The 19,432-nt window shown below is 61.5% G+C and carries 13 protein-coding genes; 2 read left to right on the top strand and 11 right to left on the bottom strand.

Features of this window, described 5'->3' with window-relative positions:
* Positions 1 to 52: 52 nt before the first annotated feature.
* The 4 genes from astD to M5C01_RS31810 all read right to left on the bottom strand — a co-directional run bounded on the left by astD (position 53) and on the right by M5C01_RS31810 (position 5,070).
* Positions 53 to 1,522, bottom strand: a complete 1,470-nt coding sequence (gene astD / locus M5C01_RS31825; protein ID WP_178130055.1) for a succinylglutamate-semialdehyde dehydrogenase — start codon at positions 1,520 to 1,522, stop codon at positions 53 to 55.
* A complete protein-coding gene (gene astA, locus M5C01_RS31820) occupies positions 1,519 to 2,544 on the bottom strand; it encodes an arginine N-succinyltransferase (RefSeq protein ID WP_103496545.1) in 1,026 nt (341 codons plus the stop codon). Before astA ends, astD begins: the two co-directional genes overlap by 4 nt.
* A 73-nt stretch (positions 2,545 to 2,617) precedes the next feature.
* Positions 2,618 to 3,637, bottom strand: coding sequence for an arginine/ornithine succinyltransferase subunit alpha (gene aruF, locus M5C01_RS31815; RefSeq protein WP_100944744.1), 1,020 nt, complete (start codon positions 3,635 to 3,637; stop codon positions 2,618 to 2,620).
* 212 nt (positions 3,638 to 3,849) lie between these two features.
* Entirely contained in the window at positions 3,850 to 5,070 is a 1,221-nt protein-coding gene (locus tag M5C01_RS31810) for an aspartate aminotransferase family protein (protein WP_100944745.1), read from the bottom strand.
* Positions 5,071 to 5,333: 263 nt separating this feature from the next.
* Between M5C01_RS31810 and M5C01_RS31805 the strand changes: the two genes are divergently transcribed.
* The gene (locus M5C01_RS31805; RefSeq protein ID WP_152742379.1) at positions 5,334 to 10,298 is read left to right on the top strand and encodes a DUF6543 domain-containing protein; all 4,965 of its coding nucleotides are present in this window, start codon (positions 5,334 to 5,336) and stop codon (positions 10,296 to 10,298) included.
* Positions 10,299 to 10,301: 3 nt separating this feature from the next.
* Here M5C01_RS31805 and M5C01_RS31800 read toward each other — a convergent pair whose 3' ends face one another.
* The 7 genes from M5C01_RS31800 to acs form a co-directional block, all read right to left on the bottom strand.
* Positions 10,302 to 11,294 (bottom strand): GlxA family transcriptional regulator, encoded by a 993-nt coding sequence (locus M5C01_RS31800; protein WP_152742378.1) that lies wholly within the window; start codon positions 11,292 to 11,294, stop codon positions 10,302 to 10,304.
* A gap of 124 nt (positions 11,295 to 11,418) precedes the next feature.
* Entirely contained in the window at positions 11,419 to 12,183 is a 765-nt protein-coding gene (locus M5C01_RS31795; protein ID WP_103496548.1) for an ATP-binding cassette domain-containing protein, read from the bottom strand.
* Between the two features lie 28 nt (positions 12,184 to 12,211).
* Positions 12,212 to 13,324 (bottom strand): succinylglutamate desuccinylase/aspartoacylase family protein, encoded by a 1,113-nt coding sequence (locus tag M5C01_RS31790; protein ID WP_152742377.1) that lies wholly within the window; start codon positions 13,322 to 13,324, stop codon positions 12,212 to 12,214.
* Positions 13,325 to 13,326: 2 nt separating this feature from the next.
* A complete protein-coding gene (locus tag M5C01_RS31785) occupies positions 13,327 to 14,025 on the bottom strand; it encodes an ABC transporter permease (protein ID WP_152742376.1) in 699 nt (232 codons plus the stop codon).
* On the bottom strand, positions 14,022 to 14,711 hold the full coding sequence (locus M5C01_RS31780; RefSeq protein ID WP_100944750.1) for an ABC transporter permease: 690 nt from the start codon (positions 14,709 to 14,711) through the stop codon (positions 14,022 to 14,024). The genes M5C01_RS31785 and M5C01_RS31780 overlap by 4 nt, the downstream gene beginning before the upstream one ends.
* 91 nt (positions 14,712 to 14,802) lie before the next feature.
* Positions 14,803 to 15,579: an ABC transporter substrate-binding protein gene (locus M5C01_RS31775; protein WP_100944751.1), complete on the bottom strand. Its 777-nt coding sequence runs from the start codon at positions 15,577 to 15,579 to the stop codon at positions 14,803 to 14,805.
* Positions 15,580 to 16,240: 661 nt separating this feature from the next.
* Complete coding sequence (acs, locus tag M5C01_RS31770) at positions 16,241 to 18,196, bottom strand: acetate--CoA ligase (RefSeq protein ID WP_152742375.1); 1,956 nt, start codon at positions 18,194 to 18,196, stop codon at positions 16,241 to 16,243.
* 414 nt (positions 18,197 to 18,610) lie between these two features.
* On the opposite strand from acs, the gene M5C01_RS31765 reads away from it, so the two are divergent.
* Complete coding sequence (locus M5C01_RS31765; protein ID WP_152742374.1) at positions 18,611 to 18,874, top strand: DUF2790 domain-containing protein; 264 nt, start codon at positions 18,611 to 18,613, stop codon at positions 18,872 to 18,874.
* Positions 18,875 to 19,432 lie beyond the last annotated feature (558 nt).

Here is a 19,432-nt window from a genome sequence, read left to right as displayed (position 1 = left end):
CGAGGCTCCACGAATCTGTTTTTATAAGCACAAATCATCTGCGTATGACGGCTCAGGAGAGCCGAACACCCGGCGTCAAAGTCGCCGGCACTGTCAGACTAGGCGTTTCCAGGGACGCCACCGGGTACGCGCAATAATCCGCCGCGTAATAGGCACTGGCGCGATGGTTGCCCGAGGCCCCGACCCCGCCGAACGGTGCACTGCTGGCAGCACCCGTCAGTTGTTTGTTCCAGTTGACGATCCCGGCCCGGCTTTCCAGCCAGAACTGCTGGTAACGCGACTCGGAATCCGACAACAGGCCTGCCGCCAAGCCGTACTGCGTGTTGTTGGCCTCGGCAATCGCCGCGTCGAAATCAGCGTAGCGAATCACTTGCAGCAAGGGCCCGAACAATTCCTCGTCAGGACGATCAGCCACTGCCGTTACATCGAGAATACCCGGGGTCAGCAACGCCGCATTGGCTTGCGGTTGAGTCATTTCCAGCAACGCCAGCGCGCCATGCCCCAGCAGATGCGCCTGGGCATCCATCAAGGCACGCGCGGCACCGAGAGATACCACCGAACCCATGAACGGCGCCGGCTGCTGGTCGAACGCACCGACCTCAATGGTCGCGCTGACCTCAACCAGACGTTCCAGCAGCTTGTCGCCCCAGGCGCCTTCGGGCACCAGCAGGCGACGGGCACAGGTGCAACGCTGACCTGCCGAGATAAAGGCCGACTGGATAATGGTGTACACCGCCGCGTCCAGGTCCTGGACCTGATCGACCACCAGCGGATTATTGCCACCCATTTCCAGGGCCAGGATCTTGTCCGGACGCCCGGCGAATTGCTGGTGCAGATGGTTGCCGGTGCGGCTCGAACCGGTGAAGAACAGACCGTCGATTCCCGCATTGGCCGCCAGGGCGATCCCGGTTTCCCGCGCGCCTTGCAACAGGTTCAACACGCCTGCCGGCAGACCGGCTTCGATCCAGCACTGCACGGTCAGCTCGGCAACCTTCGGAGTCAGCTCGCTCGGCTTGAACAGCACGCTGTTACCGGCCAGCAAAGCCGGCACGATATGTCCATTGGGCAGGTGGCCCGGGAAGTTGTAAGGCCCGAACACCGCCACCACGCCGTGGGGCTTGTGACGCAACACGGCGGTGGCGTCGCCCAGCGGGCCGCTCTTCTCGCCGGTACGTTCACGGTAGCTCTGCACCGAGATGGCGATCTTGTTGACCATGCTGGTCACTTCGGTCGCCGACTCCCACAGGGGCTTGCCGGTCTCCTCACCGATGCAGCGGGCCAACTCGTCGGCACGGCTTTTCAAGTGCGCGGCAAAACTTTCGAGTACGACAATACGCTCGTCGAGGGAACGCTTGGCCCAGGCCGGAAACGCCTGGCGCGCGGCTTGCACGGCGGCTTCGACCTGCGCGGCACTGGCGCCCTTGCCGGACCACAGCACTTGCTGGGTCACCGGGTTCAACGATTCGAAGGCTTCGCCCTGGCCTTCCTGCCAGGCACCGGCGATGTAAAGCGTGCTCATTATTTCGACTCCCTGGAAGCAGACAACGGTACCGCGCGAACCTGATCGCCAGCACTGAGTTGAAGACGTTTGGCGGTCAGCGGATCGACCACCAGGGTGCCCGCCGCCAGGCGCGCCGGAGCCGCGGTGATGCGGCAGTCCTCGCGCTTGCGGTTGTGGATCAGGTACGGCGTGGCATCGTCACCCGGGGTGCCGACCGCCAGCACCAGCGCCTGGCTGTCACGCACCGCGCGGATCTTGCTGGTTTCGCATTCCACCGCCGGGCCCGCGTCGAAGATGTCGACATAACCCTGGTAGCTGAAACCTTCGCTTTTAAGCATCGCCAGTGCCGGCTCGGTGTCGGTATGGACCTTGCCGATCACCGCGCGCGCCTCTTCGGAGAGGAAGCAGGTGTACAGCGGGAACTTGGGCATCAGTTCGGCGATAAAAGCCTTGTTGCCGACGCCGGTCAGGTAATCGGCCTGGCTGAATTCCATCTTGAAGAAGTGCCGGCCCAGGCTTTCCCAGAACGGCGAGCGCCCGGCTTCGTCGGACATGCCGCGCATTTCGGCTATGATCTTGTTGCCGAACAGTTCCGGGAACTCGGCGATAAACAGCATCCGCGCCTTGGCCAGCATGCGGCCATTGAGGCCACTGCGATAATCGGCGTGCAGGAACAGCGAGCACAGCTCGGAGTTGCCGGTCAGGTCGTTGGCCAGGAACAGCGTCGGAATCTCGCGGTAGATCTTCAGTTCCTGGGAGGCGCTGACCGTCAGGCCGACCCGGAAGTTGTACCAGGGCTCACGCAGGCCGACGGCACCGGCAATGGCGCTGATACCGACCACGCGGCCCTCATCGTTTTCGAGCACGAACAGATAGTCCGCGTCGCCGCGACCGGCCTCGCCAGTGAAGGTTTTCTCCGCCCAACCGACCCGATGGGCCAGGCGCTCTTCGTTGGCCGGCAAGGTGGTCAGGCCGGTGCCCGTGCTACGGGCCAGGTCGATCAGAGCGGGTAAATCGCTGCTGCGTACGGGACGAACGATCATGCTATCTCCTCAAACGGGCACCGGCTGACGGGTGCCCGCGAAACTCGCTGTAAGGCTGCTTTCGATACCGGCCTTAAACCGCTACCAGGCGCACGCTGGCACCTTCGCCGACGCCCAAGGCTTCGGCGGCCTGCAGGTCCAGGGTGACCGGTTTGCCCGGCGCATAATCGAGCTCCAGCAACACCGCGCGGTAATCCTGCAGCAGCGCGTTAGACACCAGGTACTGGCGTCCGCCGCCCTTGTAGGCGTCACCGATCTTCACCGGCACCACCCGGCTCTGGGCGATGGAGCGAATCCCACTGACCCGCGCATGTAGGGTCGGGCCGCCGTCGAAGATGTCGATGTAATGATCGGTTTCGAAGCCTTCGCGCATCAGGATGTCGAAGGTGATCTGCGCACGCGGGTGCACCTGGCCCATCGCCTCCTGGGCGGCGTCCGGCAGCAACGGCACGTAGATCGGGTAATGCGGCATCAGTTCGGCGAGGAAGGTTCGGCTTTTCAGGCCACACAGGCGCTCGGCCGCCGCGTAGTTCAGGTCGAAGAAGTTGCGACCGATGGCGTCCCAGAACGGCGAGTCACCGTGTTCGTCGCTGTAACCGACGATCTCGGTCACCACCGAATCGGCGAAGCGCTCCGGATGGCTGGCGACGAACAGCAGGCGCCCACGGGAATTGAGTTCCGACCAGGTCGAACCGACCAACTCCGGGACCACGTAGAAGCTGGTCAGCAGGCTGTTGCCGGTCAGGTCATGGCACTGCGAAAGCACATGGATCTTGTTGTGGATCTTCAGCTCGCGGGACGCATGCACGAAGGTCTCGTTACGGAAGCTGTAGAACGGCTCCGAGTAACCGGCCGAGGCAACAATCGCCGAGCAGCCCGCCAACTTGCCGGTGGCCGTGTCTTCGAGCACGAAGAAATAGCTTTCTTCGCCATTGAAGCTGACTTCGGCGGCGAACGAGGCTTCCGAGGCGGCGATCTTGTCGCGCAGGCGGCCTTCGTCGTCCGGCAGGGAAGTGACACCGATCGGGCTGTCCGCGGCCAGGCGCCGTACCTCGTCCAGGTCAGCCATTTGCGCGGGGCGCATCACCAGCATGGTGTCACTCCTTCAATCCAGAACAGGTCGGTGTGTACCGACAGAAAAAAATACCGGGGTAGGAGCGAGCTTGCTCGCGATGGTGGCCCAGGCACCACGGGGTATCGGATGCCCCGCGTTATCGTTGACGATCATCGCGAGCAAGCTCGCTCCTACAGGTACAGGAAATTTGGCCCGCTGGCAGCCATCCCGGGCCACCAGCGGGCGGTCCATCAGGCTTGCGTCAGCTTGGCCACGGCGCGCTCGAAGCGATCCAGGCCTTCATTGATGTCCGCGTCTTCAACCACCAGGCTCGGAGCGAAACGAATCACGTCCGGGCCGGCTTGCAGGATCATCAGGTTTTCTTTTTCCGCGGCGTTGAACACGTCCTTGGCCTTGCCCTTCCAGGCATCGGCCAACACGCAGCCGAGCAACAGGCCCATGCCACGGACCTGGGTAAACAGGCCGTATTTGGCGCCGATCTGCTCCAGGCGGGTCTTGAACAGGTCGTGCTTGGCTTTCACGCCGCTCAACACCTGCGGGGTGTTGATCACGTCGATCACCGCGTTGCCGACCGCACACGCCAGCGGGTTACCACCGTAGGTGGTGCCGTGGGTGCCGACCACCAGATGCTTGGCCAGCGCTTCGGTGGTGAGCATCGCGGCAATCGGGAAACCGCCGCCCAGGCTCTTGGCGCTGGTGAGGATGTCCGGGGTCACGCCGTATTCCATATAGGCGAACAGCGAGCCGCTACGGCCCATGCCGGTCTGTACTTCGTCGAACACCAGCAGCGCGTCGTGCTGGTTGCACAGCTCGCGGGCGCCTTGCAGGTAGGCCAGCTCGGCCGGCAGCACGCCACCCTCGCCCTGGATCGGTTCCAGCACCACGGCACAGGTCTTGTCCGAGATAGCGGCTTTCAGCGCGTCGAGGTCATTGAACGGCACATGGGTGATGCCGGTGATCTTCGGACCGAAGCCGTCGGAATACTTCGACTGGCCACCCACGTTCACGGTGAACAGGGTGCGACCGTGGAAGCTGTTCAGTGCGGCGATGATCTCGTATTTTTCCGAACCGAAGCGGTCGAACGCGACACGACGGGCCAGCTTGAAGGCGGCCTCGTTGGCTTCGGCGCCGGAGTTGCAGAAGAACACGCGCTCGGCGAAGGTCGCGTCCACCAGCTTCTTGGCCAGGCGCAGGGCCGGCTCGTTGGTGAAGACGTTGGATACGTGCCACAGGTTGTTCGCCTGCTCGGTCAGCGCACCGACCAGCGCCGGGTGCGCGTGGCCCAATACGTTAACCGCGATACCGCCGGCGAAATCGATCAGCTCCCGGCCCGCCTGGTCCCATACTCGGGAACCCGCGCCGCGCACAGGAATAAAAGCCGCAGGTGCGTAGTTGGGAACCATGACCTGGTCGAAATCGGCGCGGTGCACCGGAGCTTGCTCAACGGACATCGGAGTCTCCTGAAGAGGAACGCCTGCCTGGAACTGGCGAGCGATGGGGGGATTGTAAGGACAGTTTTAGGTCAGGCCTTGCCGCCAAGCGACAACTTCTTATAGCGCCAAACCGGGTTTTGCCGAGGTTGTCGGCAATGCGACAAATTGCGTCGCAAAGGCGCAGTTTAAACGCTGGCCCGGGTTTTGGTATCTATTTAGGCACGGTTGTCCCCGGGCGCTGGATAGCCTCGCAGCTTTACCGCCGCACGAGAAACCGCGCCATGCCGATACCCGCCGAAACTGACCTGCCGCATTACCCCGATAATTTCGAACTGATCAAAAACAAACTGCCGGATTGGCTGACCGACGCCTCCCGGACCCTGCTTCAGGCCCATGGCGACAGCCTGTTGTTGACCCATACCCACAAGGCCAGACTGGCGGAATACCTGCAAGCCTTGCAGGGCCTTGAGGCCTTTGCCGTGCCGATCCTGTCCAATGCCCTGAGCAGCCGCTTCGGGTACAGACTGGACCCGAAGCGCGACCGGATCAACTGCGTGCGACTGGTCACTGCCGCCACACTCTCGACGCCGCGCAAGGTCTCCGTCGTCGATATGAGCCTGTTGGAAGCTGCCCTGAAGAACTTCGTTGCCCCCCGGCATGAAAACCTGGTTTTTTATAATGAGTCCAGCCTGTACCGCCAGGTCAACGCCAGGCAGAACCGGCCCATCCAGGCCTTCACGCTCCGGGCGCTCGTCGAGTTGTGCCGGGAGCTGGATATCGGTGGCCAGTACGACCGCCATATGAGCGCGGTGCTGCTGCCGAAAAAGCCCTCCGGTGAAGCTGACAACCGCTTTCGTGATCAATTTGAACTCAGCGAACGCTACGAACTGATCACCCAGACCCATATTGCCCTGATGAAAGGCAATATCAGCCGTTCGACCCACCAGTTTTTGCTGGCCGCCAGCCAACAGGGTCGCTTGACCTACTGGGATGGCAAGCCCGCAAGCTGCTTTGAACTGCAAATGTTCAACTTCAGAACACCGCTCAGCAGTTCGACCGGCGTCACGCTCAAAGGCGCCTGGCTGATCGAGCACCAGGACACCCTGGTAGCGCGCAACCGACCTTGCATCGTTTATCTGAGCGGTGATCCGGAGCAGGCCCTCAAGCAATACGCCAGCTTCGAGGCATTCGAACAGGAGCTGGGCCACCGCCTGGGCCGCATCGACTACCGGAGCTTCTTCAACCGCTACGTCAACCAGCGTACCCAATCAGCTTTTCTCAGTGCCCTCGAACGCCACCTTGACACCTCAGGCACGACGACCGACCTGCAACTCAAACGTTTTCCGCTGATCGGTCACCCGCTGCGCGAGCTCTATACCCAGCACCTGGTGAAGCTGCTGGACGATGGCAATTTCAGCGCCGTGCCGGTGGCCGATATCGACCGCCAGGACCACCGGGACTACCTGCAATCGCTGGGTAATATCGGCCTGAACCTGTTGAACATCGCCGCCCTGTTCGTCCCCGGTCTGGGCGAGGCCATGCTCGCGGTGGCCGGTGCGCAGATGATCAGCCAGATCTACAACGGCATCGAGGACTGGCATCACGACGAACGCGAACAAGCCCTCAAGGGCCTGATCGGTGTCACCCTGAACCTGGCGCTGATTGGCGGCATCACGGTAGTCGCCCATCGCTTCGCCGGGGCCGGACTGGTCAAGGACTTGAAACAGGTAACCTTGCCCACTGGCGAAAGCACCCTGTGGAAACCCGACCTGACGCCCTACGAGCAATCATCGGTACTGCCCGAAAGCGCACAACCGAACGCCAGCGGCCTGTATAAAATCAACGATCGCCAATACCTCAAACAAGGTGACAAGGCCTATGAAGTCGAACTGAACCCGCGGGGCAATCGTGGCCGGATCAAACACCCCCGCCGCCCCAACCAATACTCACCAACCTTCAGGCATAACGGTGCCGGTGCCTGGTTTCACGAACTGGAGAACCCCTTGCAGTGGCAAGGCCCGCAGCTGATGCACCGCTTGAGTCTGGCCGGCGAAGCCTTTTCCAATATTGACTCAGCGCGGATCATGGCCGTCAGCGATACCGACGAAGCCCTGTTGCGCCGGGTGCATTTCGACAGCCAGCGCCCCCCCGCGCTGCTCAAGGACAGCCAGCTGCGCTTTCGCCTCGACCGCGATATCCAGCGTTTTATCGAGCAGATGGCCCGCGGCGAGGCCACGCCTGACGAGAGCATGCAGGAGCAGATCCTGCTCGACTTCTGGCAATCGCAACCCAAGGCACTACGGTTTGTGGACGATCAGGGACAAGTGGTCATGGAGACCGTACGCAGCGGCACGGCCCAGGGGCAACGGGTGGTCATCTCGCTCGACCCATTGCACAACGGTGATCTGCTCAAGACCGTGCTGAACTCGCCCGACCTCGATGAAAGCGATATCCGCGGACTGCTGGGGGAAAGCCAGAATTTCGCCACCCCCGCCGAAAAGCCGGAAACCCGGCTGCTGAACTTTCGCAAGCAAATCGCCCGCCATGCCCACCTGCGCCGAAAAGCCCTGTTCGAATCGCAATACCGGTTTCGCACTCAATCACAGGATCCCTCGGTGGGTATTCTGCAAAAGGCGTTTCCCGAGCTGCCCGTGGCCGTGCTCGAAGAGCTCGCCGAACAGGCCAGCGGCACACAACTGCAAGCCTTGCGCGAGTCCGCCCAAATCGCCCCGGGCATCGCCGACGAAGCCGCCTTGTATCAGCAGCAAGTGCGCCTGGCCCGCGCCCGCGAGGGGCTGTACCTGGCGTCGAGCGGCAATGCCGACAGCGAAAAACTGATCCTGCACAGCGTGCAACGCCTCCCGGGCTGGTCCACGCAAGTGCGCATCGAGATACGCGCGCAATCCTCGACCGGGCCGTTGCTCGACAGTATCGGTGCCAGCAACGCGCCGATCCGCAAAGTGCTGATCAAGGAAAACGACCTGTACCAGGCCCGCGATGCCCTGGACCAGGAACTGCACGATTCCGACGATCTCTACGCATCGCTGCTGCATGCCCTGCCAGACACCCAGCGCAGTGAACTGGGCTACCCCAATCCCAAGCAGGGTGCCCAACTCCAGCAAGCCGTGCAGAACAGCCGCCTGCCGGGGCCTGATGAAATCCGCCAGTTGCTGGATATGCCACCCGCCATCCCCAGCGAACCATCGCCCATGGCCTTGGCCAAGAGGCGCCCCGGTTATCAACTCAGCGGCCGTGGAGCGCCCCAGGCGGGCAGTCGCTGGGCCCTCGAAGATCGGGTAGCCCGGCTGTTCCCGAGCTTTTCCGATGAGCAGGCCCGGCAATTTATCGGCAGCCTGAACAGCATGCGGGTCTTTGATGAAATACGGCGGCTGGAGCAGGCCTACGAACAACTGACGGAAGAACTGGAGCTATGGTCGTTCATCACCTCCTCCTCTCACCCGGTCAGCGGGGAACGCCTGAGCCTGATGCAGCGCCTCAACCAGCAACGCACCCGCGCCCAGTTCGCCGAAGCCATCCGGCGTTGCTGGCGCCGTGAACCCGACCTGTTCTACTCCAACAATCCCGATGAGCACGGCTACACCCTCAGCGCCAATGGCCTGCTGGGGGAACTGCCCGAACTGTCCGTCGACTTCAACCACGTCCGCTACCTGAACCTGGTGGCCGACTCCCCGGCCCGGGAGCTGGGCCAGTTCATGGAACACTTTCCCAATCTGCGCCGGCTCTCCATACGCGGCTTCCAACTCAACGGCCTGCCCGAATCGATCACACGCGGGCCGCTGACCGAGCTGAGCCTGATCAACTGCAATCTGCGCCTGAACGTCCAGACGAGGCAGGCACTCAACGGCATGCGAGCCCTGGAGATTCTCGACCTGAGCCGCAACCCCCTCGGCCTGGTCCCCGACCTGCGTCAACTGCATGCACTGGCGGTCGTCGACCTGAGTCACACCGGGATCAACGCGCTTCCCGATGGACTGTTCGAACTGCCACGATTGGAAGCCGCCCTGCTCAACGACAACGCCATCAGCGACCTGCCGCAGACGCTCAACGAGATCTCCGGCGAGCTCAGTTCCGGCCTGGAGCTGAACGGCAACCCGCTGTCCGAGACCAGCCTGCAACGCGCCCGGGACTATTACCGCAGAACCGGCCACTCGCTCGGCGTTCAGTCCCTGGCCGAGCGAACACGTATCCAGGCGCTCTATCCGGGCCTGAATGGCGAACAGCTGGAGAGTTTCATCCGGGCTCAACCGCGAGTCCTCGAGGACTCCTTGAACCAGTTGAGCCGACTGGAAGCCCAATACCGCCAACTGCGCGCCGATCTGCAGGCCTGGAGCGGCGATGTCCCCACGCATCACCCGCAAACGCAGGAGCCATTGAGTCCGGTCGAGTTGGCGCTGGAAAGTCTGAACCGAGACGACTTTGCCCAACAGTTGCAACGGAGCTGGCAACGCCAGAGCGAAGAAATACTGCCCGACGGCACACGCTTGTATAGCTTCTCTTTCACCCAGAGGATCACCGGCAGACTGCCCGCGCTTTCAGCCGACTTCAGTCATATCGCCCGCCTGGAGCTCCATGGTTACGGCGCCAGCGACGGGCTCGATGGTTTCCTCCACAGCTTCCCCCATCTACGCGTGCTGTATGCCTCCAGTTTTATCGACCGGGATTTTCCCGCCGCGATTTTCGACATGCCGCACTTGAGAAACCTGGATCTGCCCTATGGCCAGATCCAACTGAGCGACACCACGCACCAGCAGCTCGCGGACATGACCGGCCTGCAGATGCTTGATCTGTCCGGCAACCCGCTGCAACCGGACCCGCCGCGCACCGAGGGCATGCTGCTGACACCGAACATCGCACGGATGACCGACCTGAGAGTGCTCGACCTGAGCGACAGCGGCCTCGAACAGATACCCGAGGGACTGTTCGGACTCCGTGTGCTGGGGATCGCCGACTTGCGCGACAACCAGATCCGAGACATACCGGAAAGCCTGTTCGAAGTCCCGACCTCGCAAGCGGTGACCTATGACTTCAGGAACAATCCCCTGAGCGAGGCCAGCCTGCAAAGAGTCCGCAGCTACAGGGAGCTGAACGGCGGTGTGCAGCAGGTCAGAATCCTGATCGGCGACGATGTGAGCAGCGGCGAAGAGAGTGAAAGCGACAGCGACAATGGCGGCAGTGTCCCACCGGTGCTTTCCCCCATAACGCCGCCCACGCCCCGCGAGGAATAAGCCTTAGCCGCGTTCCGAAGGCACAGACGACAACTCGAACGGACTGCTGCTGCGCCGCTGGTTGCGATCTTCACGGGGTGTGGCGCCAAAGAAGTTGCGATAGGCGCTGGAGAAGTGCGGCCCCGAGGAGAAACCGCAGGACAGGCCGATCTGGATGATCGACTTGCTGGTCTGCATCAGCATCTGCCGGGCCTTGTTCAGGCGCAGTTCCAGGTAATACTGGCTCGGCACGCGGTTGAGGTACTGCTTGAAGATCCGCTCCAACTGGCGCCGCGACACACAGACATGCTGGGCAATCTCGTCGGTGGTCAGCGGTTCCTCGATATTGGCCTCCATCAGCAGCACGGCCTGGGTCAGCTTCGGATGGCTGGAGCCCAGGCGGTTCTGCAATGGAATACGCTGGCGCTCGCCGCCTTCGCGGATGCGCTCGACCACCAACTCCTCGGAAACCGCACCGGCCAACTCGGCACCGTGGTCACGGGCGAGTACCGCCAGCAACAGGTCCAGCACCGACAAGCCGCCACAGGCGGTCAGGCGATCACGGTCCCAGTCGAACAGATGACTGGTGGCGATCACCTTGGGAAAACGTTCGGCGAAATCATCCTGCCAGCGCCAGTGCACCGCTGCACGATACCCGTCGAGCAAACCGAGTTGGGCCAGCGGGTAGACCCCGGCGGACAAACCGGCCACCACGCAACCGGCACGAACCAGTTGCTTGAGGGCACTGCTCAAGGCCGGCGCCAGGCTGGTGGGCGGCTCGTCGGCCAGCAGGAAGAGTTTCTGGAAGCCTTCCAGCTTGCCGGCCCAGGGCTCGCCCGGCAGTTGCCAGCCACCACCGGCCAAGACCTCGCCAGGCACTTCGGCCTGCAGGAAAGACAATTCGTAGACGACTTCCGGATGCACCCGCTGTGCGACACGCAAGGCCTCCTCGGCCAGCGCCAGCGTCAAGGCTTGGGTGCTGGGCCAAATCAGGAAACCAATTCGATGGGCAGTCATGGCAGGCAATCCGAAAACAGAACAGAGTGAAAAGCCGAGGGCAACCAACTCAAAGTAGACCACGCCGCGCTCGGCGCGCAGCATGACCTATTTGGGTGCGCAACGGCAGCATAAAAAGCGACGACTATTTCAGACTGCCGGAGAGGAATTGCTGCAGACGCTCGGACTGCGGGTTGGACAACACCTCGCGCGGATTACCGCGTTCTTCGACCACGCCTTGGTGCAGGAACACCAGCTGGTTGGAGACTTCACGGGCAAAGCCCATCTCGTGGGTCACCACCACCATGGTCCGGCCTTCCTGGGCCAGGGCCTGCATCACCTTCAGCACGTCGCCCACCAGCTCGGGGTCGAGGGCCGAGGTCGGCTCGTCGAACAGCATCACTTCCGGCTCCACCGCCAGCGCCCGGGCAATCGCCACGCGCTGCTGCTCGCCGCCGGACATATGGCCCGGGTAGGCGTCCTTGCGATGCGCCACGCCGACTTTCGCCAGGTAGTACTCGGCCTTTTCCAGCGCCTCTTTCTTCGACATGCCGAGGACGTGAATCGGTGCCTCGATAATGTTTTCCAGCGCGGTCATATGCGACCACAGGTTGAAATGCTGGAACACCATCGACAGCCGCGAGCGCATGCGCTGCAACTGTTTCGGGTCGGCGGCCTTCAGCGCGCCGTCCTTGCCGGCCACCAGCTTCAACTCTTCATTGTTCAGCAGGATGCGCCCGGCATAGGGCTGTTCCAGCAGGTTGATGCAGCGCAGGAAAGTACTTTTGCCGGAGCCACTGGAGCCGATGATGCTGATCACATCGCCGGCGGCGGCTTCCAGGGACACGCCCTTGAGCACTTCGTGACTGCCATAGCGTTTATGCAGGTCTTGGACTTCAAGCTTGTACATGCGGTCGGTTCTCACAAAAACAGTCAGGTCAGTCGCTGAGCAGGCGTCCGTGGCGAAGCGGTACGCGCCCCGCCACCTTGGCCAGCCAGATCGAGGGTTGGGCGTAACGCAGCCGCTCCACGGCGTACAACACACCGCTCGTGCCGGCACACACGGTGCTGACCCGGTCGGATAACGGATCGATCACTTCGAACAGCGGGTCGCCGGTTTCCACCCAACTGCCCACCGGCACCAGGAAACTCAACACGCCGGGGTGCGGTGCATAGAGCAGCTCGGTGCCTTCGAACGGCATGCCTTCGCAAGGTTCCTGTTGCGCGGCGGGCCATTCGCCATCGATCAGGCCCTGCTCCGCGAGAAACGCCAGAATCCCTTCGGCCTGGGCCTCGGCCTGCTCGCGACCGGTATCGGCCTGGCCACCCAGTTCAATGGTGGTGGCCATGCACGCCAGCGGAATCTGCGCGTCCGGGAACTCCCGGGACAGGCGCAACCACGGCAACGAACAGGCCTCGTCGAACGAGGTGCCGCCCGACTCTTCCGCCAGCAGCCCGACACGAACCTTGAGGTGCGCCGCCAGGGAACGCCACTGCGGCCAGTGCTGGGGAAAGGTGTACATGTGCAACGCGGCTTCACAATCGCAATGCAGGTCGAGCACCAGGTCGGCATCGCAGGCGTGGCTCAGCAGCACCCGCTGCATGCCTTGCAACTGACTGGTCGCCGCCGGCAACGAAGCCAGCACCTCAAGCATCGCCTGGCGAATCAGTCGGATGTTGGCATGCGGATCATCGCCCAGGCGATCTTTCACCAGGGCGCTGACCGGCTCGGTCAACGGGACAAAATCGCGATTGAAGTTCTTGCCGCTGCCGTACTCGAAACGTCCTTGATGATTACCTTGCAGCAACTGGCCGAGACCGATCGGATTGGCCACCGGGACCAGCTCGATCACGCCCTTGAGGGCTCCGCGGGCTTCCAGCTCGACCAGGCGCTTTTTCAGCTCCCAGGCCGTGCGCATGCCCGGTAATTCATCGGCATGCAGGCTCGCCTGGATATAGGCCTTGCGCTCGCCACTGCCGAAACGGAACACCGACAGCTGGCGCTCCGTGCCCAGGCTGCCCCAGGGCAAAGGATGATCGATACGTTGCATAGTCAGTGCTTCCTCGGCGCCAGGTAACCCAACCAGCGGCGTTCAGCCAACTTGAACAGCCGCACCAGGATAAAGGTCAGGCACAGGTAGAACGCGCCGGCGGTGATGTAGGCCTCGAACGGCAGGTAATACTGGGCGTTGACGGTACGGGCGGCACCGGTGATGTCGATCAGGGTGACGATGGACGCCAGGCTGGTGGTCTGCAGCATCATGATCACTTCGTTGCTGTACTGCGGCAGCGCCCGGCGCAGGGCCGACGGCAGCAGGATGCGGCGGTACAGCTTGTAGCGCGACATGCCCATGGCCTTGGCCGCCTCGATCTCGCCATTGGGCGTGGCCCGCAGGCTGCCGGCGATGATTTCGGCGGTGTAGGCGCTGGTGTTGATGGCAAAGGCCAGGCAGGCACAGAAGGTCGCGCTCGACAGCCAGGGCCAGAGGACACTCTCGCGCACCGCCTCGAACTGGGCCAGGCCGTAGTAGATCAGGAACAGCTGCACCAGCATCGGTGTACCACGGATCACGTAGGTGTAGAGCCAGGCGCTGATATTCACCACCGGCTGCTTGGACACCCGCATCAGCCCCAGGGGCAATGCCGCCAGCAGACCGAACAGCAACGACAAGGCCAGCAGCTTCAAAGTGGTCAGCAGGCCGCCGAGGTACAGCGGCATGGCTGCCCAGATGACGTTGTAGTCGAAGATCATAGATCAGCCGCCCTTACGCCTACCGAGTAGCGCTTCTCAAGGTGACGCAATGCCAGCAACGAGACGCTGGTGATCACCAGGTACATCGCCGCCACTGCGAGGAAGAAGGTGAAAGGCTCGCGGGTGGCATCCGCCGCCTGCTTGGCCTTGAACATCATGTCTTGCAGACCGACCACGGAAATCAGCGCGGTGGCCTTGGTCAGCACCAGCCAGTTGTTGGTGAAACCGGGAATCGCCAGGCGAATCATCTGCGGCACCAGCACCCGGAAAAACACTTGCAGGCTGCTCATGCCGTAGGACATGCCGGCTTCGGCCTGGCCCTTGGGGATCGCCATAAAGGCCCCGCGGAAGGTTTCCGACAGGTAAGCGCCGAAAATAAAACCCAGGGTGCCGATACCGGCGACCAGGGGGTTGAGGTCGATGTAGTCGTCAAAACCGAGCAACGGCGCGACGCGGTTGAGCAGGTCCTGACCACCGTAGAAGATCAGCAGGATCAGCACCAGGTCGGGAATCCCACGGATGACCGTGGCATACAGGTCGCCGAGCCAGGCCAGCCAGCGCACCGGCGACAGGCGCAAGGCCACCCCGATCAAGCCCAGGACAATGGCCAGGGCCATGGACGACAAGGCGAGCTGAAGCGTCAGCCAAACGCCATCGAGGATGACAGCCCCGTAGCCTTTCAACATGATTCAGATCCTCGGAATTAGGGATGAAAAAATGGCGCAAACCTCAGAGCTCCTGCTGCTTGCGCCATTTCGGACTTGTCACCGCGGCGGTTTACTTGCCGTAGATATCGAAGTCGAAGTACTTGTCCTGGATCTGCTTGTACGTGCCATTGGCACGGATCGCGACGATGGCGGCGTTGATCTTGTCCAGATCGGCCTTGTCGCCTTTGCGCACGGCGATACCGATGCCGTCACCGAAGTACTTCTCGTCGGTGAATTGCGGGCCGACGAAAGCGAAGCCCTTGCCCGAATCGGTCTTCAGGAAACCGTCCTGCAACAGGGTGGCGTCAGCCACGGTGCCATCGAGGCGACCGGCGGCCACGTCCAGGTAGATTTCGTTCTGCGAACCGTAAGGCTTGATTTCAGCGCCCAGCGGCTTGAGGACTTCTTCAGCGAAACGGTTGTGGATCGAACCGCGCTGCACACCGATCTTCTTGCCCTTGAGTTCGGACAGGTTGTCGCTGACAACGGTGCCTTCCTTCATCACCAGGCGAGCCGGGGTGTTGTAGTACTTGTTGGTGAAATCGACCGATTTCTTACGATCATCGGTGATCGACATCGACGACAGGATGGCATCGATCTTACGCACCTTGAGGGCCGGGATCAGGCCGTCGAACTCTTGCTCGACCCAGACGCACTTGACCTTCATCTCTGCGCACAGGGCATTGCCGATGTCGTAGTCGAAACCAACGATGCTGCCGTCCGGCGCCTTGGAGGCGAACGGAGGGTAAGCGGCTTCGATACCAATTTTCAGTGGTTTTTCATCGGCGAAGGTCGGCAGCGACAGCACGGACAGTGCCAGGGCGCCAAGCAGCACGAGTTTCTTCATCTTGAGACTCCATCGGTAAAGGGCAAAACGGCAGAGTGAGCAACAGCCCAATATGCGGATGGGAAAGCAGTCTTCGCGTAACGGTCAACGGCGAGCGCGTTCAGCGTGCGCCACAACCAGCGAGTGATCGGCATTCTAACGACAGGTCCGAAGCCGATATTTCCTCAATGCGACAACTAATTACAGAAGCGCCGAGAAAGCGGGATGGACGCATTGACAGCTCTTGATTTTTATGCAAGAGCGAAAGAAGGGGTAACCGATCTATCCTGCAAATAGCGGGCCTATTATTGGCAAAGCCTTCTATTCCGGCAAGCACGGCGTTCGATGAGATTTAAAAGGCCCTGGATCCTGACCGAAAACGGGCAGCGGCGTTTCCCTTTGCCCCGTGTTCGGGCGGCGAGTGACACATTTGGTTACCTACCGAAAAATCGGTAACAGAGGGAGGAATTCACAGCAAAAACCGATATTTATCTCACTTTATTTACAGACACACCCTTATGGGAGCCGGCTTGCCGGCGATGACGGCCGGGTGGGCACTGCAAGGCTCAACGACCTCATCGCCGGCAAGCCGGCTCCTACAGGAAACAAGACAAGCCTCAGAACGCAAAAAAGCCCCGCCCGGCGTTATGCCGGACAGGGCTCAGTCAACCTCGAACGCGTGTTACGCGACGTTCATGGTCTTGTGGGTATCGATCAGATGCTGCACCACGCCCGGGTCCGCCAGGGTGGAGATATCGCCCAGGCCGTCGTACTCGCCCGTGGCAATCTTGCGCAGGATCCGTCGCATGATTTTCCCCGAACGGGTCTTCGGCAAGCCCGGTGCCCACTGGATGACATCCGGCGAAGCAATCGGCCCGATTTCCTTGCGCACCCAGTTCTTCAACTCCAGGCGCAACGCTTCGCTGGGCTCTTCGCCACTGTTGAGGGTGACGTAGACATAGATACCCTGCCCCTTGATATCGTGGGGCACACCGACCACCGCCGCTTCGGCGACTTTCGGGTGGGCGACCATGGCGCTTTCGATCTCGGCAGTGCCCATGCGGTGGCCGGAGACGTTCAGCACGTCATCCACGCGCCCGGTGATCCAGTAGTAACCGTCCTCGTCGCGGCGCGCGCCGTCACCGGTGAAATACATGCCACGGAAGGTCTTGAAGTAGGTGTCGACGAAACGATCGTGATCGCCGTACAAGGTCCGCGCCTGACCCGGCCACGAATCGAGGATCACCAGGTTGCCTTCGGCGGCGCCCTCGATGATGTTGCCCAGGTTATCCACCAGCGCCGGCACCACGCCGAAGAACGGCCGTGTCGCCGAACCCGGCTTGAGCGCATGGGCGCCCGGCAGCGGGCTCATCATGTTGCCGCCGGTCTCGGTCTGCCACCAGGTGTCGACGATCGGGCAGCGCGACTTGCCGACATTCTTGTAGTACCAATCCCAGGCCTCCGGATTGATCGGCTCGCCCACCGAACCCAGCAGGCGCAGGCTGCTGCCATCGGCGCCTTCGACGGCCGCGGTACCCTGGGCCATCATGGCGCGGATCGCGGTCGGCGCGGTGTAGAGGATATTGACCTGGTGCTTGTCGACGATCTTCGCCACCCGGGTGATATCCGGATAGTTAGGAACGCCTTCAAACATCACGGTGGTCGCGCCGTTGGCCAGCGGTCCGTAGACAATGTAGGTGTGGCCGGTAACCCAGCCGACATCGGCGGTGCACCAGTAGACCTCGCCCGGACGGTAGTCGAATACCCGCTCGTGGGTCAGCGCCGCATACAGCAGGTAACCGCCGGTAGTGTGCTGCACCCCCTTGGGCTTGCCGGTGGAACCGGAGGTGTAGAGGATGAACAGCGCCTCTTCGGCGCCCATCTCTTTCGGCGCGCAGACGCTGCCGGCTACCGTCATCAGGTCCTCGAACCAGATATCGCGATGCTGGTTCCATTTGATCGCACCACCGGTGCGCTTGCACACGATGACTTTCTGGACGCTGCTGGTTTCCGGGTTGGTCAGGGCGTCGTCGACGTTGGCCTTGAGCGGGATTTTCTTGCCCGCGCGAACGCCTTCGTCGGCAGTGATCACCACTTTCGAACGGCAATCGATAATACGACCGGCCAGCGCTTCCGGAGAGAAACCACCGAACACCACCGAGTGGATCGCGCCGATGCGGGCACAAGCCAGCATCGCAACTGCGGCTTCGGGGATCATAGGCATATAGATGGTCACCACGTCGCCGCGATGCACATCCTGGCCACGCAGGGCGTTGGCGAATTTGCAGACCTGCTCGTGCAGCTCGCAATAGGTGATGTGGCGCGAATCCGCGGGATCGTCGCCTTCCCAGATGATCGCGACCTGATCGCCACGCTCGGCCAGATGGCGGTCCAGGCAATTGTAGGAAACGTTCAGGGTGCCATCGGCGAACCACTTGATATCGACATGGTGATCGTCGAAGGAGGTCTGTTTCACCGTGGTGAAAGGCTTGATCCAGTCGAGGCGCTTGGCTTGTTCACGCCAGAAGCCGTCGGGGTTGACGACCGACTGCTGGTACATCGCCTTGTAGGTCGCCTCGTCGGTCAGCGTAGTCGCCAGGACCTCAGGACGAACGGGGTACAGGGAAGCCGCACTCATCTTTCTTACCTCGGTGGATATGTTGTTGTTTTATGACCCTGTTGTAGCCGGGCCTGCGCCATGGAACCATTCGACGATGGTAGTAACAAAACCCTGGAAAACGCCCCGCCAAGGGCCGCAAGGCCTCAAGCACGCTGCCTGTAGCGATTTCCGGCACCCTGAAAATAACTCGGGAAACGGGCTCCGGAGACGTTTTTCGACGATTGTTACAGGTTTTGTCAATAGTCTTTATCAAAACCCCCTCTATATGAATGTTTTGTAGACTCTTAACATTGATTCCGCCAACTAAGGCAACGAATTAACTTAGCGACAGCCCCCACGAAGGCCGTTAATTCGAATTCAAATCAAGACCGTTCCACACGTAGCCTCACAAGGGCTACGTGACCCCTCACGACCCGAAAAAGGTAAATCGAGATGAAAGCTCTAGTCGTTCTGGCCCTCAGCAGCCTGTGTGCAACCGCCATGGCTGACGAGATTCCAACCGACGTTGCCAGCCACACCGTTCCGGTGGAAGAGTACACTTACAGTTCTCACCCGGATATTCAGAAAGTTATCTCCATGAGTGAAGTTCCGGATGTTTGTGAAGTTGTCCCGGCGCGCATGATCTATGAAGACTCGCAAGGCGCCCGGCATATCATGGAATACCGCGTCATGGGCAACGGTTGTTCCCACGGTTAACCCCCCGGCCTGATCCCACCCTTGCAAAACCACCCGCCGCAAGAAGCGCTTCTTGCGGCAAAGGTGTTCCTCCCCGCATCCCCCGCCGCCACGACCTCCCCGCCCCGGTCCGGATCATTTCGCCTCCCTGGCGACAAAAACTGGCTGAAACAAACGGACAAATTCCCTATACTGTCGGCATCCATTCGCGCCTGAAAAAGCGTCGAATCGAGCTGAAAACCCTCGTTGATTCAGGCCCTTGCAGGCCACAGGGGAAGGCCCGGCGCCCTCTCCCGTCGACGACACGGGGTCATCCCGTACCTATTCCATGTTTTTGCGTGCACGAACCGCTGCTGCAAGCAACATATCCTTTAGATCCAAAGCGGCCATTGGTCGTGTGACAAGCCAACCATCAGTGTTTTTCACACGGGCATCAGGCCCTCACGCAGGAGACGACACGTCATGCTGAGCTGGGACGAATTCGACAAAGAAGAAGGCGAGGTGGCCGTCAAGGGCGCCAACGCCGGCCACGCCACCGAAGCCAACATGGACCGCCTCGACAGCGCCGGTGGCGCCGCA

This window comes from Pseudomonas sp. MWU12-2319 (assembly GCF_023242525.1).
GTDB lineage: Bacteria > Pseudomonadota > Gammaproteobacteria > Pseudomonadales > Pseudomonadaceae > Aquipseudomonas > Aquipseudomonas gingeri_D.
The sequence above is the reverse complement of the archived record's forward strand: the minus strand, read 5'-3'. Positions and strand labels throughout refer to the sequence as shown.

Bases quoted from the DNA above. Each gene is read 5' to 3' on its own strand.
- M5C01_RS31780 (WP_100944750.1), bottom strand. From the start codon at position 14,711: ATGTTGAAAGGCTACGGGGCTGTCATCCTCGATGGCGTTTGGCTGACG.
- M5C01_RS31795 (WP_103496548.1), bottom strand. From the start codon at position 12,183: ATGTACAAGCTTGAAGTCCAAGACCTGCATAAACGCTATGGCAGTCAC.
- aruF (WP_100944744.1), bottom strand. From the start codon at position 3,637: ATGCTGGTGATGCGCCCCGCGCAAATGGCTGACCTGGACGAGGTACGG.
- M5C01_RS31800 (WP_152742378.1), bottom strand. From the start codon at position 11,294: ATGACTGCCCATCGAATTGGTTTCCTGATTTGGCCCAGCACCCAAGCC.
- M5C01_RS31810 (WP_100944745.1), bottom strand. From the start codon at position 5,070: ATGTCCGTTGAGCAAGCTCCGGTGCACCGCGCCGATTTCGACCAGGTC.
- M5C01_RS31805 (WP_152742379.1), top strand. From the start codon at position 5,334: ATGCCGATACCCGCCGAAACTGACCTGCCGCATTACCCCGATAATTTC.
- M5C01_RS31775 (WP_100944751.1), bottom strand. From the start codon at position 15,579: ATGAAGAAACTCGTGCTGCTTGGCGCCCTGGCACTGTCCGTGCTGTCG.
- M5C01_RS31765 (WP_152742374.1), top strand. From the start codon at position 18,611: ATGAAAGCTCTAGTCGTTCTGGCCCTCAGCAGCCTGTGTGCAACCGCC.
- M5C01_RS31785 (WP_152742376.1), bottom strand. From the start codon at position 14,025: ATGATCTTCGACTACAACGTCATCTGGGCAGCCATGCCGCTGTACCTC.
- acs (WP_152742375.1), bottom strand. From the start codon at position 18,196: ATGAGTGCGGCTTCCCTGTACCCCGTTCGTCCTGAGGTCCTGGCGACT.
- M5C01_RS31790 (WP_152742377.1), bottom strand. From the start codon at position 13,324: ATGCAACGTATCGATCATCCTTTGCCCTGGGGCAGCCTGGGCACGGAG.
- astA (WP_103496545.1), bottom strand. From the start codon at position 2,544: ATGATCGTTCGTCCCGTACGCAGCAGCGATTTACCCGCTCTGATCGAC.